General features: G+C 65.8%; 15 protein-coding genes. 13 read left to right on the top strand and 2 right to left on the bottom strand.

Going from position 1 to position 14,576, the window contains the following annotated elements; all coding sequences use genetic code 11:
• Positions 1–275: 275 nt before the first annotated feature.
• From CY652_RS22500 to CY652_RS22545, 10 genes are all read left to right on the top strand, one after another.
• On the top strand, positions 276–1,025 hold the full coding sequence (locus CY652_RS22500) for an IclR family transcriptional regulator (protein WP_102132927.1): 750 nt from the start codon (positions 276–278) through the stop codon (positions 1,023–1,025).
• 60 nt (positions 1,026–1,085) lie between these two features.
• Complete coding sequence (locus CY652_RS22505) at positions 1,086–1,844, top strand: transporter substrate-binding domain-containing protein (protein WP_102132928.1); 759 nt, start codon at positions 1,086–1,088, stop codon at positions 1,842–1,844.
• A 17-nt stretch (positions 1,845–1,861) separates the two neighbouring features.
• Entirely contained in the window at positions 1,862–2,530 is a 669-nt protein-coding gene (locus CY652_RS22510) for an amino acid ABC transporter permease (protein ID WP_102132929.1), read from the top strand.
• Positions 2,527–3,294: an amino acid ABC transporter ATP-binding protein gene (locus CY652_RS22515; RefSeq protein WP_102132930.1), complete on the top strand. Its 768-nt coding sequence runs from the start codon at positions 2,527–2,529 to the stop codon at positions 3,292–3,294. Before CY652_RS22510 ends, CY652_RS22515 begins: the two co-directional genes overlap by 4 nt.
• A 25-nt stretch (positions 3,295–3,319) precedes the next feature.
• Positions 3,320–3,955: a HutD/Ves family protein gene (locus tag CY652_RS22520; RefSeq protein WP_102132931.1), complete on the top strand. Its 636-nt coding sequence runs from the start codon at positions 3,320–3,322 to the stop codon at positions 3,953–3,955.
• Between the two features lie 4 nt (positions 3,956–3,959).
• A complete protein-coding gene (locus CY652_RS22525) occupies positions 3,960–5,378 on the top strand; it encodes a formimidoylglutamate deiminase (RefSeq protein WP_258002418.1) in 1,419 nt (472 codons plus the stop codon).
• Between the two features lie 28 nt (positions 5,379–5,406).
• Complete coding sequence (hutG, locus tag CY652_RS22530; protein ID WP_102132933.1) at positions 5,407–6,216, top strand: N-formylglutamate deformylase; 810 nt, start codon at positions 5,407–5,409, stop codon at positions 6,214–6,216.
• Positions 6,217–6,981: 765 nt separating this feature from the next.
• A complete protein-coding gene (locus tag CY652_RS22535; protein WP_258002419.1) occupies positions 6,982–7,542 on the top strand; it encodes a TetR/AcrR family transcriptional regulator in 561 nt (186 codons plus the stop codon).
• 107 nt (positions 7,543–7,649) lie between these two features.
• Positions 7,650–8,957, top strand: coding sequence for an NAD(P)/FAD-dependent oxidoreductase (locus tag CY652_RS22540; RefSeq protein ID WP_102132935.1), 1,308 nt, complete (start codon positions 7,650–7,652; stop codon positions 8,955–8,957).
• A gap of 69 nt (positions 8,958–9,026) precedes the next feature.
• Positions 9,027–9,323: an H-NS histone family protein gene (locus tag CY652_RS22545; protein WP_102132936.1), complete on the top strand. Its 297-nt coding sequence runs from the start codon at positions 9,027–9,029 to the stop codon at positions 9,321–9,323.
• 211 nt (positions 9,324–9,534) lie between these two features.
• Here CY652_RS22545 and CY652_RS22550 read toward each other — a convergent pair whose 3' ends face one another.
• A complete protein-coding gene (locus CY652_RS22550) occupies positions 9,535–11,121 on the bottom strand; it encodes a DHA2 family efflux MFS transporter permease subunit (protein ID WP_102132937.1) in 1,587 nt (528 codons plus the stop codon).
• A gap of 147 nt (positions 11,122–11,268) precedes the next feature.
• On the bottom strand, positions 11,269–11,658 hold the full coding sequence (locus CY652_RS22555; RefSeq protein WP_102132938.1) for a DUF3331 domain-containing protein: 390 nt from the start codon (positions 11,656–11,658) through the stop codon (positions 11,269–11,271).
• 369 nt (positions 11,659–12,027) lie between these two features.
• Here CY652_RS22555 and CY652_RS22560 point away from each other — a divergent pair, with 369 nt between their 5' ends.
• From CY652_RS22560 to CY652_RS22570, 3 genes are all read left to right on the top strand, one after another.
• Positions 12,028–12,630: a TetR/AcrR family transcriptional regulator gene (locus CY652_RS22560; RefSeq protein WP_374703689.1), complete on the top strand. Its 603-nt coding sequence runs from the start codon at positions 12,028–12,030 to the stop codon at positions 12,628–12,630.
• A gap of 180 nt (positions 12,631–12,810) precedes the next feature.
• Positions 12,811–13,362 (top strand): glutathione peroxidase, encoded by a 552-nt coding sequence (locus CY652_RS22565; RefSeq protein ID WP_102132940.1) that lies wholly within the window; start codon positions 12,811–12,813, stop codon positions 13,360–13,362.
• A gap of 353 nt (positions 13,363–13,715) precedes the next feature.
• The gene (locus CY652_RS22570; protein ID WP_102132941.1) at positions 13,716–14,456 is read left to right on the top strand and encodes an acetoacetate decarboxylase; all 741 of its coding nucleotides are present in this window, start codon (positions 13,716–13,718) and stop codon (positions 14,454–14,456) included.
• Positions 14,457–14,576: the final 120 nt, after the last annotated feature.

Below are 14,576 nucleotides of genomic sequence, written 5' to 3' on the forward strand. Positions count from 1 at the left end.
GCCGGCCCGTGCGGCGCGCGCAGGGGCGCGGCGGCCGGTTGGTGCGAGGCAGCATTGTCGCATCGGCGGCGGAATGGCGCTGGCGGGGCCGCAGCCCGTTTTCTCAGCGGGGTCGCCTTGCCGCGCTTACGGGCCAGACGGGAATTCATTGAGGGGGGCCCTTCCCAATCCAGGGAAAACCCCCTCAATGAATTCCCGCCCAATGAGAATCCTATTTTTGACCGGCGGGAGAGGCGTGTCATCCTGATTGCATCGATCCCGCTTGCGTCTTTCAGGTGAAACAGGAACCCGGTGTTACCGGCGCGGAGCGCCTGCTGCTGGTGCTCACGGCGCTCGCCAGCCACGGCAAGGCCATGTCCGTGAAGGACATGGTCGGCGCCACGGGGCTCGCGCAGAGCACGCTCTACCGGCAGGTCGCGCTGCTCAAGCGCTGGGGCTTCGTGACCGAGGATGCCGGCCATTACGCGCCGGGCCCCGTCAGCCTGCAGCTCGCGCTCGGCTTCGACGTCAACTCGCTGCTCGTCGAAGCGAGCCGCGACGGCATGGTGCAGCTCGCACGGGCCTCGCAGGAGAGCGTCGGACTCGTCGTCGCCGTCAACGACCAGGTGGTCTGCCTCGAGATGATCGAGAGCCCCCACTCGCTGCGCTGCTCGTTCGAGAAAGGGCGCGCGGTGCCGCTCAGGGCGGGCGCTTCGGCGAAGTCGCTGCTTGCTTTCCTGCCGGACAAGACGCGCGTCGAGACGCTCGAGCGCGTCTTCGGCGACGACGCGGACGGGCGCGCCGCGATCGAGGCGGAGCTGGAGCGGATCCGTGCCCGGGGCTACGCGGTCAGCGACAGCGAAGTCGATCCGGGCGTATGGGGCGTGAGCGCGCCCGTGTTCCGGCGCGTCACGCGCAGCGCGGGCGCGAATGCCTCGATCACGCTGATGGCGCCGTCCTCGCGCGCGACCGGCCGCGCGGCGCAGCTCGCCGACTGGACGGTGCGCACCGCCCACGCCATTTCCGCCCGGCTGCAGGCCGATTGATTCGAACCCTTTGCAGAAGATGCCAAACCGCCCGAAACCCAACCGCCGAGGAGCCCGAGCATGAAACTACATAAAGCGTTGCTGTCCGCCCTTTGCCTGTCCGTCGCGATGCTCGCCGCCGTCGCGCCGGGCACGGCCGCCGCGCAAGGCCAGAACGTGCTTCAGGTCGCGACCGACGCGACGTTCCCGCCGATGGAGTTTACGGAGAACGGCCAGCGCACCGGCTTCGACGTGGACCTCATGAACGCGCTCGCGCAGGCGATGGGCAAGCAGGTTCAGTGGACCGACATCGACTTCAAGGGGCTGGTTCCGGGCCTCATCGCGCATCGCTTCGACGTGGCGATTTCGGCCATCTACATCACGCCCGAGCGCAGCCAGGTCGTGGACTTCACCGAGCCGTACTTCGCGGGCGGTCTCGTCGCGCTCGTGAAGGCCGACTCGCCCATCAAGACGCTCGCCGATCTCAACGGCAAGAAGGTCTCGGTGCAGGTCGGCACGAAGTCGGTCAATTATCTGCGCGACAACTACCCTCAGGTCACGCGCGTGGAGGTCGAGACGAACGAGGAAATGTTCGACCTCGTCGGCATCGGCCGCGTCGACGCCGTCGTGACGGGCAAGCCCGCGGCCTGGCAGTTCGCGCGTACGCGGCCGGGTTTTCGCGTGCTCGACACGGAGCTGACGAAGGAAGCCTACGGCATCGCGGTCCGCAAGGACGAGCCGCAACTGCGCGACCAGTTGAACGCCGCCATCGAAAAGATCAAGGCGGACGGCACCTACGCGCAGATCGTGCACAAGTGGTTCGCCGCCGGCGCGCAATGATCCGCCGGATCTGAGCCATGCAACTGGACTTCACCCCGGCCATCGCCGGCTGGGCCGACATCGCGCACGGTGCGCTCGTCACCGTCGAGGTGACCGCCGCGTCGCTCGTGCTGAGCTGCCTGCTCGGGCTTCTGATCGGCATCGGCCGGCTCGCGCCGCGGCGCCGTCTCGTCTACGGCTTCTGCTCGGCTTACCTGGTGTTCTTCCGCGGCACGCCGCTTCTTGTGCAGCTATTCCTGCTGTTCTTCGGCCTGCCGCAGTTCAACATCGTGCTGCCGGCGTTCGCGTGCGGCGTGCTGGGGCTCGGGCTCTATTCGGCCGCCTACGTGTCCGAGATCGTGCGCGGCGCGATACAGTCCGTCGATCGCGGGCAGACGGAGGCCGCGCGTTCCATCGGCATGTCGGCGGCGCAGGCGATGCGCGCCATCATCCTGCCGCAGGCCGTCGTGCGCATGATTCCGCCGCTCGGCAACGAATTCATCGCGCTCATCAAGAACTCCGCGCTCGTCTCGCTGCTGACGATCGACGACCTGATGCACGAAGGCCAGAAGATCATCAGCGTGTCGTATCGTTCGCTGGAGGTGTATCTCGTGATCGCACTCGTCTACCTCGTGCTCACGCAGGCGACCAACTACGTGCTGCATCGCGTCGAGCGCCGTCTGCGCGCGGGAGGGATGGTGCAATGAGCGAAGCGCCCCAGCCGATTGTCCGCATTCGCGGACTGACCAAGTCGTTCGGCCCGCATCGCGTGCTCGACGGCATCGACTTCGATATCGAGCCGCAGCAGGTCGTCGTCGTGATCGGCCCGAGCGGCTCGGGCAAGAGCACGTTCCTGCGCTGCTGCAATGGGCTCGAGCAGCCCGAGGGCGGCACGGTGGACATCTGCGGCCGCCGTCTCGTCGACGAGGGCGCCATGCTCGGGGAGCGCGCGCTCAATGCGCTGCGCACCGAGGTGGGCATGGTGTTCCAGTCGTTCAACCTGTTTCCGCACCTCTCGGTGCTGCACAACATCACGGTCGGGCCGCGCATGCTGCGCGGCGCCGCGAAGGCGCAGGCCGAGGCCGACGCGCTCGCGCTGCTCGAGAAGGTCGGGCTCGCGCAGAAGGCGCACGTCATGCCCGCGAGCCTTTCGGGCGGCCAGAAGCAGCGTGTCGCGATCGCGCGTGCGCTCGCCATGCAGCCGCGCGTGATGCTGTTCGACGAGCCGACTTCGGCGCTCGACCCGGAGCTCGTCGGCGAAGTGCTGCAGGTGATGAAGCTGCTGGCCTCGGAGGGGATGACCATGCTCGTCGTCACGCACGAGATGGGTTTCGCGAAAGAGGTGGCCGACGTGGTGGTGGTGATGGACGGCGGCGAGATCGTCGAGGCGGGGCCGCCTTCGACGATCTTCACCTCGCCTTCGCATCCGCGCACGCGGAGCTTTTTGCAAGCCGTGCTGTCGCGGGCATGAGCGCAGGACGCGTGGAGGCGATTCGATGAACACGACGACGACGGTCGCGCGCGTCACGCTGCGGCGCGGTGCGGACCTGACGCCGTCGCCGTGGAAGAACGGCGGCGGCATCACGCGGGAAATCGCGGCCTGGCCGTCCGATGGCGCATTGCCCGACACGTTCGCGTGGCGCGCGAGCCTCGCGGAGATCGCACAGGCCGGTCCGTTCTCGCGCTTCGCGGGCGTCGATCGCACGCTGGTGCTGCTCGACGGCGCGGGTTTGCTGCTGGACGAGACGCGTGCCGGAGGCAATGCGCTTCGCGCGATGCACACGCTCAGCGGTCCGCTCGACAAGGCCCGCTTTGCCGGCGAGTCCGGCATCGACGCGCGGCTTGCCGGCGGCCCGGTGCGTGTTTTTAACTTGATGGTGCGTCGGGACGCGGCAAACGGCGCGCTCGAAGTCTGGCGCACGCCAGGGCGTTGCAGCGTGAGCGGACAGACCGTATTGCTGCACGCTGCTCAGGGCGTGCTCGACGTGAGCGTCGCCGGCGGCGAGTGCGTCGCGCTGACGGCGGGCGACACCCTGCGCATCGACGCGGTGCACGCGGTCGCCGTCGAAGCGCGCGGAGACGGCGCGATGCTGGTCGTCGTGCTTGACCCATTGCCCGCGAGCGGAGCCTGATTTCATGAATGCCAGGACGATGCCGACGCCCGAAACCCATGCGCTCTTCGCTGGGTATGCCCGCCTGCCCGACGGCTGGCGCCGCAATGTACTACTCGAATGGGACGCCGCCGGCACGCTGCTCGAGGTCACGCCCGACTTGCCCGACGTGCCGGAGGGCGTCGCGCAGGCGGCCGGTCCGCTCGTGCCGGGCATGCCGAACCTGCACTCGCATGCGTTCCAGCGCGCGATGGCGGGCCTCACCGAATACCGCGCCAACCCGACCGATAGCTTCTGGAGCTGGCGCGACCTGATGTATCGCTTCGCGGCGCGCCTCACGCCCGACGATCTCGGCGCGATCGCCGGCTGGCTCTACGTCGAGATGCTCAAGGCCGGCTATACGTCCGTCTGCGAGTTCCACTACGTGCATCACGCGCCGGACGGCCGGCCTTACGCGCGGCCGGCGGAACTCGCGCAGCGCGTCGTCGACGCGGCGGCCGACGCCGGCATCGGCATGACGATGCTGCCGGTGCTTTACCAGTACGGCGGTTTCGGCGCGCAGCCGTCGCGCGACGACCAGAAGCGCTTCGTCAATACGCCAGAGCAACTGCTTGCGCTCGTCGACGCGCTGCGGTGCGCGCGGCCCGAGTACGGCGCACTGCGCTATGGCGTGGCGCCGCATTCGCTGCGCGCGGTGTCGTCGGCGTCGCTGCATGCGCTGCTCGCGGGCCTCGACGCTGATCTGCCCGGCGCGCCGGTCCATCTGCACATCGCGGAGCAGACGGCCGAAGTCGAGGCTTGCCTCGCGAGCGAGGGCGCGCGGCCCGTGCAATGGCTGCTCGATCACGTCGAGGTGGACGCGCGCTGGTGCCTCGTGCACGCGACCCACGTCGACGCGCGGGAGACGGCCGCGCTCGCGCGCAGCGGGGCCGTCGCGGGGCTGTGCCTCACGACCGAGGCGAATCTCGGCGACGGCATTTTCCCGGCGCACGACTATCTCGCCGCGCACGGCGCGTTCGGCATCGGCTCGGACAGCCACATCGGCGTGGACTGGCGCGCGGAGCTGCGCCTGCTCGAATACGGCCAGCGTCTCGTGCGGCGGCAGCGCAACGTGCTTGCGGCGCCCGACGCCGTGTACGTGGCCGACCGCCTGTTCGACGCGGCGCTTGCGGGCGGTGCCGCCGCGACGGGCCGCGCGGTCGGGACGCTCGCGCGCGGCGCGCGCGCCGACTGGCTCGTGCTCGACCCGCGGCATCCGGGCCTCGCGGAGCAGGGGCCGCGCACGTGGCTCTCGTCCGTCGTGTTCTGCGAACATGGCGAGACGCCCGTGCTCGACGTTTTCGTGGGCGGCGAGCGCATCGTCGAGCGCCGTCGCCATCGCGACGAAGCGCGCCTGTACGCGGACTATCGCCGGGCGCTGACTCATTTACTCGCCGACGCCTGAGCGCGCGGCCAACCGACAGGAGCCCGTCATGACCGACCTCTTTTCGCTCGAACGCGGCCCGGCGCCGCTGATCGTTTCGATTCCGCATCTCGGCACGCGCCTCCCCGAGTCGCTGCGCGACGCGTATACGGACGCCGCGCTGAGCGTCGCCGACACCGACTGGCATCTCGATCGCCTCTATGCGTTCGCGAAGTCGCTGGGCGCGACGATCCTCGGCGCGCGCGTTTCGCGCTACGTGATCGACCTGAACCGGCCGCCGAACGACGAGAGCCTGTATCCGGGGCAGACGACCACATCGTTGTGTCCGACCGAGACGTTTCGCGGCGAGCCGCTTTATCGCGAAGGCCGCGTGCCCGATGCCGCCGAGCGGACGCGTCGCGTTGCGACCTACTGGCAGCCGTATCACGACGCGCTGCACGCGGAGCTCCAGCGCCTGCGCGCGGCGTACGCGAACGTTCTGCTATGGGAGGCGCATTCGATCGCGAGCGTGCTGCCTAGGCTCTTCGAGAACAAGCTGCCCGACCTGAATCTCGGCACGCAGGACGGCCGCACGGCCGCGGCGCCGGTCGAGGCGGCGGCCGTGCGCGCGGCGGCGGCGAGCGGCTTTAGCTGGGTGGCGAACGGGCGCTTCAAGGGCGGCTACATCACGCGGCAGTTCGGAGCGCCGCAGGACGGCATCCACGCGATCCAGCTCGAAATGTGCCAGTCCACCTACATGAGCGAGCAGGCGCCGTTCGATTACCTGCCCGCGCTCGCGCAGCAGGTCGAGCCCACGTTGCGCGAGATGGTCGGCGGGGCGCTCGAAGTGGTCGAGGCGATGAATGCGGCTGGGCGGTGATGTGTCTTGCTTGCCGGAGAAAACAGACGGCCCGGTCGCGAGGACTGGGCTTGAGGCGGAAATGGACAGGCGGCGGCACGCGCAATGATCCGATACCCAGGACTCCTGGAAAAGGCTCGCTTCGGCGGGCCTTTTTTTACCCGAAGTTAACTGACGCCGGAACGGTACGCGTCTATTGTCAAACCCTGACGGGCCGGCGGGGCGGGCCATGCTTTCCAGTCCCACGAGACGGTTTTCACTCGCGTGCGGAACGGACGACCATGACGCGGCGTTATCCGGGCGTGGACGACCCGGCCGGAAATCGGCGGCGCAGTTGAGCCGGTTTCCGGCTCGTCAATCCGCCTCTACGGGCATTCGCCGGCAAGAATCGGCGCGCGTTGTTGTCATTGCAACGCGCGCGAGCGTATCGGGGTGATCGCAAAGGCCGGTGTGGACCGCGTCGGCATATTCACGCGAGCCATGCGCCCGCAGACATTCGGACGGGCGAAGGTTGCATGGCAACAGCCGATGGTTTCCGCAATGCGGATACCAGGGACGAACGGCCTTCAAAAAACTAGACGAAGTCGTCTATTATTATTAAACTCGACGAACTTGTCTAGTTTTGTCCTGCTTCGGGCAGGGCAGTCAAACCGGTGCGGGAGAGGGCGGATGGGCGCAAGAGGGGAATCGGGAGGCGAGCAGCAAGTTCCGGCGGCAAGTGTCGAAGGGCACCTGGCTGTCGTTGCCCGGGCGCCCAGGCAGACGCGGGGGCAGGCGAGGGTCGACGTGATTCTCGATGCCGCCGCCCGGGTGATCGCCGAAGAGGGGTTGGCCGGCGTGACGATGCACGGGGTGGCCCGGCGGGCGCAGACGTCGATCGGTTCGATGTACTACTTTTTTCCCGATCGCGATAGTTTGCTGCAGGCGCTGGTTGACCGGCATGTCGCGGCAACCCGTGAGATCGGGTGTGTCCTCAATGCGGTACCGGCTTCCGTCTGGCGGCAACTCTCCGCGGCGGAGGCAATCGGGCGACTGGTCACGCCCTATGTCGAATATCTGCAGCACCATGCGGACTTCCTGCCGCTGATGCACGGCCGGACCCAGCCGGAAGATGACGCCGATTTCGTTCACACGGTCAGGCGCGTGCTTGATGCCCGTCTGCCACAAGTCGAACCGGCCGCGCGGCAGGCTTACGCCACCATGCTGCATTCGATTGCCGCGGGAACCGTGCATATGGCCTTTCAGATTGCGCCCGAAGGCGTTGGCTTCTTCCTGCAGGAAATACCGCGGGTGATGGCTGCCTATCTGGCCGATATCGAGGGAAGTCTGCGCGGTCATGCCGGGTAGTGTCCGAATCCTGCGCGTTCGCCAATTTAATGTCCTGCCACGTTCCGACTCCGTACTGAAAACCGGACGGGAAGACGTATTTGCAGCTTAGCCAGGGGTGCCGTTCAATGGGAAATATCGAGCAATCGAAGCGGATCGTCATTGTGGGGGGCGGCGTCGCCGGTCTGGAGGTTGCCACGACGCTTGGGCGGCGTTGGCGCAAACGCAGGAACGCGCCGGCGATCACGCTTGTCGACCGTGATTCGGCCCATGTGTGGAAGCCCATGCTTCACACCATTGCGGCCGGCACGAGCGATATTTCGCAGCAGCAGACCACCTATCTTGCGCAGGCGCGCGACGCGGGGTTCGCCTATCAGCCCGGGGAGTTGAGCGGCCTCGACCGGACCGCGCGCGAACTGCTGCTGGCGCCGTTGTACGCGCAGGACGGGCGCCTGCTGATACCGGCACGCCGGATAGGCTACGACACGCTGGTCATCGCGGTGGGCAGCGAGGCGAACGATTTCGGCACGCCCGGGGTGCAGGAACACTGTTTCAGGATCGACTCGCGTCTTCAGGCGGATGCGTTCAATCGCGAGATTCGCATCCGCATGCTCCAGTGCCTGGCGCAGGACGGCGAACTGTCGATCGCGATCGTCGGAGGCGGCGCGACCGGGGTGGAGCTGGCCGCCGAACTGGTGCAGCTTACTGAGGCCGCCGTGGCCTATGGTGCCGAGGGGCTTGCCGCACGCATCACGATCACGCTGATCGAGAGCGGTTCGCGGCTGCTGGCGGCTTTCCCGCAGGACATTTCGGCGGCGACGCGTACGCGGCTGGAATCGCTGGGTATCAAGGTGCTCACGGATACGCGCGTGAACGCGGCGAATGCCGACGGATTTGTGCTCGGGGATGGGCGGCAGATACCGGCTTCCCTGAAGGTCTGGGCCGCCGGTGTCAAGGCACCCGCGTTCCTTGCGAATCTGGACGGTCTGGAAGTGACGCGCGGGAACCAGCTCGTGGTCCAGCCTTCGCTGCGGACTACCCTCGACCCGGACATTTACGCCCTCGGCGACTGCTCGAGCCTGACGCTGCCCGGCGCCGAACGACCGTTGCCGCCGACGGCCCAGGTTGCCCATCAGCACGCGCAGCATCTGATCCGCTACCTGCCGGGCGCCGTGCTGCGCGGCGAGAGCGTTCCGGCTTTCGCGTACCGGGATTTCGGATCGCTGGTTTCGCTGGGCGATTACGACGCCTACGGCTCGCTGGGCAAGTTCGGCCTGTTCAAGGGCGCCACGATTCGCGGACGTCTTGCCCAGTTCAGTCACGTCATGCTGTATCGCAGTCACCAGGCGCGGCTTTACGGATTCTGGCGCGGCGGTTTGCTCTGGCTGGTCGACCGGCTCAACTCGCGGCTGCGTTCGTCGATTCGGCTGGATTGAGGTCGCCGGCAGTGAATATTCTGGAATTGATACGTTATCCAAACAATTGATCGAGCGAGGAACTGAGCGATGGCGACATACCGGGAACTGCTGGCCCAGCGGGAAAGGCTGGAAGCGGAAATTCAGCAGGCGCGCGACACGGAGCGGGCGGGCGTGATTGCCGAGATCCGGCAGAAACTCGTCGACTATCGGATCGGGTTGGATGAACTGGCCGGTCGTCGCGCGAAGACGGCGGCAAGCGGTGCAGGTCGCCCTGTTGCCCCCAAGTATCGCGATCCGGAGTCCGGCAAGGAATGGTCCGGACGGGGCAAGCCGCCGGCCTGGATCAAGGACGCGCCCAACCGGGATAAATTCCTGATCCGGTGATGAGTGGTCGTGGCGGTTGCCGCGAGCGTTGCCATGCGTTCACGCTCTGGGGCGATCGCCCCGACCCCGGCACGTTGAAGTGCCGGGCCCAATCCAGCTCGACAGGCCGGAAGCCGATGCCGGCTTTCGGTCCGGCTACCTGTCTTGGGGCGAACCTATCCGGCGGACGAACGTATTGCGCTTCGGACGGGCCGGGTAGCTGAGGCGGCCGTCAGTGCCCGCCGCCTGCCGCATCCTGACTGCCTGCGCCTTTCACCGGGCGCGTAATCCAGATCAGCGGGATGATGAGGATGAATATGAACGTGGAGATGTAGAAGAAATCGTCGAGGCCCATGACGGCCGCCTGGCTGTCCACCGTCGAATTGAACAGCGCATGTGCCGACGGTGTATCAAGATGCAGCAATGATTCGGTTGAACCGATTGACTGCCGGAAAAGCGGATTGTCGACGTTCGCCTGCTCGGTGAGCCGTTCATGGTGCAGGATGGTCCGGTTGTTCCATATGGTGCCGGCGATGGATGTGCCGACCGCGCCGCAGAAGATCCGCACGAAATTGGAGAGCCCCGCCGCCGCCGCGATGCGCTCGGGCGGCAGGCCGGACATGATGATGGAGACGAGCGGCACGAACCAGAGTACGGTGGGCAGGCCCTGCAGCAGGGTCGGCAGCGCGAGGTGCATCACGTCGACGTCGGCCGTGTACTCCGAGCGCACGTAAAAGATCGCGGCAAATCCGAAAAATGCCAGCGTGGCAAAGATGCGCGCATCCACGTGGCGCAGCGCCCGCCCCATGAACGGCGACAGGATGACGGCGAAGATGCCGACCGGTGCGGTGACGAGACCTGCGTCGAATGCGCGGTACCCGAGGTACTCCTGCATCCATTGCGGCAGCAGCACGAGGTTGCCGAAATAGAGGGCGTAGGAAATCGATACCGCCACCGTGCCGCCCGAGAAATTACGTCGGGCGAAGAGCGTCAGGTCGACCACCGGGTTGGGTTCCGTCAATTCCCAGACGAGAAAGAAGGCGAAGCTGATCAGCGCGGCGATACCGAGTCCGCTGATGAACGGCGACGAGAACCAGTCGAGGTCGCGACCCTTGTCGAGCATGACCTGCAGCGATCCCACCCACGCGATGAGCAGCAGCAGGCCGACCACGTCGATAGGAAGCTGCTTCGTCGGCGTTTCGCGGTGACGGTAGATTGCCCAGATGACGCTTGCCACGACGAGGCCGATCGGGATGTTGACGTAGAAGATCCACGACCAGCTATAGCTGTCCGTGATCCATCCGCCGAGCAGTGGTCCCGCGATCGGGCCGACCGTTGCGGTCATCGCCCATAGCGCCAGTGCCGTCCCGGACTTGTCCCGGGGATAGGAGCTCAACAGGACGGCCTGGGACAACGGGATCAGCGGGCCGGCAACGACGCCTTGCAGCACGCGGGCCGCCAGCAGGAACGGCAGGCTCGGCGCGACGCCGCAGAGCCACGACGCCAGGGTGAACATCAGGACCGACCCGACGAAGAGCCGGATCTGGCCGATGCGCTGGGTGAGCCAGCCGGTCAGCGGAATGGAGACGGCGTTGGCGGCGGCGAAGATCGTGATGACCCAGGTGCCTTCATCGACGGATACGCCGAGATTTCCGGAAAGGTTGGGAACCGCGACATTGGCAATCGACGTGTCGAGCACCGACATGAAGGTGGCGAGGGCCACCACGATGGTGGCGACGACAAGCTGGCCGCCCTTGAGTGGCGGATGCTGAACGGGCGCACCCGGAGCGGAGTCCGGGGTGTCGGATTCTTGAGTCATGGAAATGGTTGTCGCGTGATGGACTTCAGGTCCGTCACGGCGCGATCCGGTTTGTGTCCGCCTGCCCGGCGCGGGACAGGCAATGCGGGTATGCCCCTGAAGGCAGGTCGCCGGTCGTCGGCGAGGAGCCGGTCCTGATATGGGCTCCTATCTGTCCAGGGCTGCGTCGACGGACGAGGCCACGATCACGGCGTCGGCGTTGCCCGGACGTCGCAGGCGGGCGTCCGGCCTGTAGATCAGGTCGCCGGGATGAACAGGGCGGCCGCTCAGCGCGCACCTGCCGGCGCAGGCTGCCTTTGATGCCCGCCAGACCTGATACCCGTAATGACCTGAACACGGATCGCTCCATGAAACGGCAATCAGCCTGGGGCTGGGTCTGTCGAGGATGTGGATGCTCGGTGTCATATGGCCGTGCCGGCCCACTTCTCCCGCCTGTTTCGGGGTAACAGTAACGGCTTCACCCGCCAGACGGCCGGCACGTGCGTAGCCGAGTGCCGCCACCGTCTGTCGCCACGCATTGACGTATTGCGCAGGCATGCTGTTTGTCCTTTATGGGAAATCCTTTCGCGATCGCGTGCGTCCGAACCGGCAAAAACGGGCGGCGCATGCTGTTCCGGCGATACGTATGCCGCCATGACTGGCCGTCCCCGCCGCGCATAGGCCTGGCAAACGTCCCGATCGATATATTCAACAGGCGATGAATTTTGATATGCTAGTTGAGGCCGGTCCTTGTTGTCAATCGTGGGAGATTACGTCATGAAAGGATGCCCGGCAAAGTGGGGTAAACTTCCCGGATATTTCACCGCGCATCGAACCCCGGAACGAAAAAAGATGGCAGCCCTCTCCGTACATCCGGCACCTACGTCCAGCGAACGGCGTGCGCGCGGCCGGCCGGCGCGTAGCGCAATGGTCGATACCGACGCACTGCTGAAAAGCGCCCGGCAGGTGTTTGCAAGACGTGGGTTCGATGCGACCAGCGTACGCGAGATCGCCCGCGACGCGGGCGTCGATCCGGCGTTGATGGCGCATTACTTCGGCTCGAAGGAAGAGTTGTGGAGTGCGGTTGTCGGGCAGATCGCCGAGCAGGCTGCCCCGATGATCCGGGCGACGGCGGAACTGCGCCGGTCTGATCTGGGCAGACGTCAGCGGGTCGAGCAGGCGCTGGTGATCTTCATCGACCGGGTTTTCAACGAGCCCGACATCGGCCTGTTCTTCTCGACGGCCGCGGTGGAGCACGGCGAGCGCCTCGTTTTTCTGATCGAACGGCTGGTGCGTCCGTATCACGACGTATTTCTTCCGCTCCTGAAGGATGCGATGAAATCGGGTGAACTGGCCAGCAACGATCCGGAAGTGGTCTACTGGATGCTGGTGAACGCGATCAGCAAGACGGTTTCGTACAGTCATGTGCTGGCCGCCTTTTCGTCGCTTCCCGGTCGTCCTGCCGTATTCAAGCGCACGGTACTTGCATCGGCACTCGGCATGCTCGGTCAGGCGTCCCCCTCTTCCTGAGCGGCGTCGCCGATCGTGCCTGTGCCCGTTGCGCGGGCTTGAAGCCCGGGCCCCGTGCGCGGTGCGCGTTCGCAAGCGGGAACGCCATGAATGGTGTAGCGTCTGCGGGAGCGATGGGCAGTCCGGGGCCGATGGCCCGGGAGCCTCGACGCATCAACCGTTTCCTCCTCGGGAGTCCGCATGACGAGCCAGACCCTTTACGACATTCCGGTGGCATCCATCGATGGCGAGACGCTGACGCTCGGCGCATTTCGCGGCAAGGTGCTGCTCGTGGTCAACGTTGCGTCGAAGTGCGGACTGACGCCGCAGTACGAAGCGCTTGAAAGGCTGTATGCGGATAAGCGCGCGCAAGGTCTTGAAGTCCTCGGTTTTCCGGCGAACAACTTCAAGGGCCAGGAGCCGGGCACCGACGCGGAAATCAAGGCCTTTTGCAGCACGACGTACGACGTGACGTTCCCGCTGTTCTCTAAAATTTCGGTCGCCGGCGACGACCGGCACCCGCTTTACCGGGTGCTGACGGGAGAGCGTCCCGCCGCGACCGGGGACGGTCCGTTCCGCGACCGGCTCAAGGGTTATGGCATCGAACCGAACCCGGCTCCGGACGTGCTGTGGAACTTCGAGAAATTTCTCGTTGCCCGGGACGGACGTGTCGCCGGACGCTTCGCGCCGGACGTGACGGCGGACGATCCGCGCCTGCTCGATGCGCTCCAGTCTGAACTGGCGAAGAACTGATATCCGCCATTTGGGGCACGTGTTGATGCGGCGGAGAGACCCGGGGATGTCTCCGCAATGAGTTCCGCTACCGCGGGACATCTCGTGTTGAAGTGGATTCCCTGTCTGGTATTGCACATTCCGCAATACTGTTTTCTTGAACGCAATTTCTGCTTCGCTGGCTCCCGGAGGCAGAATCCAGTCGATATAATTCATCACAAGATGAATTTTGTTAAGTTTTCCTTGACCATGGCACTGCAGCCTTCGCGTTTGTGCCTGTCTCATCCGCCGGTCGATTCCTGCGCATCGTTTCGATCGTAACCTGACTGCTGCCGCGAATTCCGCGGCAGCTTTCGATTCCAGAAAGGAATTCAATGAAAATCGATTCCGTGGTGTCCCGGGCGTTCGCCATGCCGCTCACGAGCCCTGCCTTTCCGATGGGGCCGTACCGTTTCGTACACCGTGAATTTTTCATCATCACGTACCGCACCGATCTGGATCGGCTGCGAGAAGTCGTGCCGGAGCCGCTGAAGGTCACCGAGCCGCTCGTGAACTATGAGTTCATCCGGATGCCCGATTCGACCGGATTCGGCGACTACACCGAAAGCGGCCAGGTGATCCCGGTCGAATACGAGGGCGTTGCCGGCGGTTATACCCACGCGATGTACCTGAACGACCATCCGCCGATCGCCGGCGGACGCGAACTGTGGGGCTTTCCCAAGAAGCTCGCCGCGCCGACGCTGGAGACGCATACGGACACGCTGGTCGGCACGCTCGACTACGGTCCGGTGCGCGTCGCGACCGGCACGATGGGCTACAAGCACAAGGAACTCGACCCCGCGGAACAGGGGAAGAAACTCGCCGCGCCGAACTTCCTGCTGAAGATCATCCCGCACGTCGACGGTTCGCCGCGGATCTGCGAACTCGTCCGCTACTACCTCGAAGACATCACGGTGAAGGGCGCATGGAGCGGCCCGGCGTCGCTGGCGCTTGCGCCGCACGCGCTTGCGCCGGTCGCCGATCTGCCGGTGCTCGAAATCGTCGGCGCGCGTCACGTGATTGCCGACCTGACGCTCGGCCTGGGCGAAGTGGTGCACGACTACCTCGCGAAATGAATGCTGACAGATGTGTGACCCTGAACCCGAACGTGGAGGACTGAACGATGAGTGACCTGCAAGGAAAAGTCGCCGTAGTGACCGGCGCGGCCAGTGGCATCGGCAAGGAGATCGCGCTGG

The sequence above is a fragment of the Burkholderia sp. WAC0059 genome (genome assembly GCF_002870125.1).
GTDB lineage: Bacteria > Pseudomonadota > Gammaproteobacteria > Burkholderiales > Burkholderiaceae > Paraburkholderia.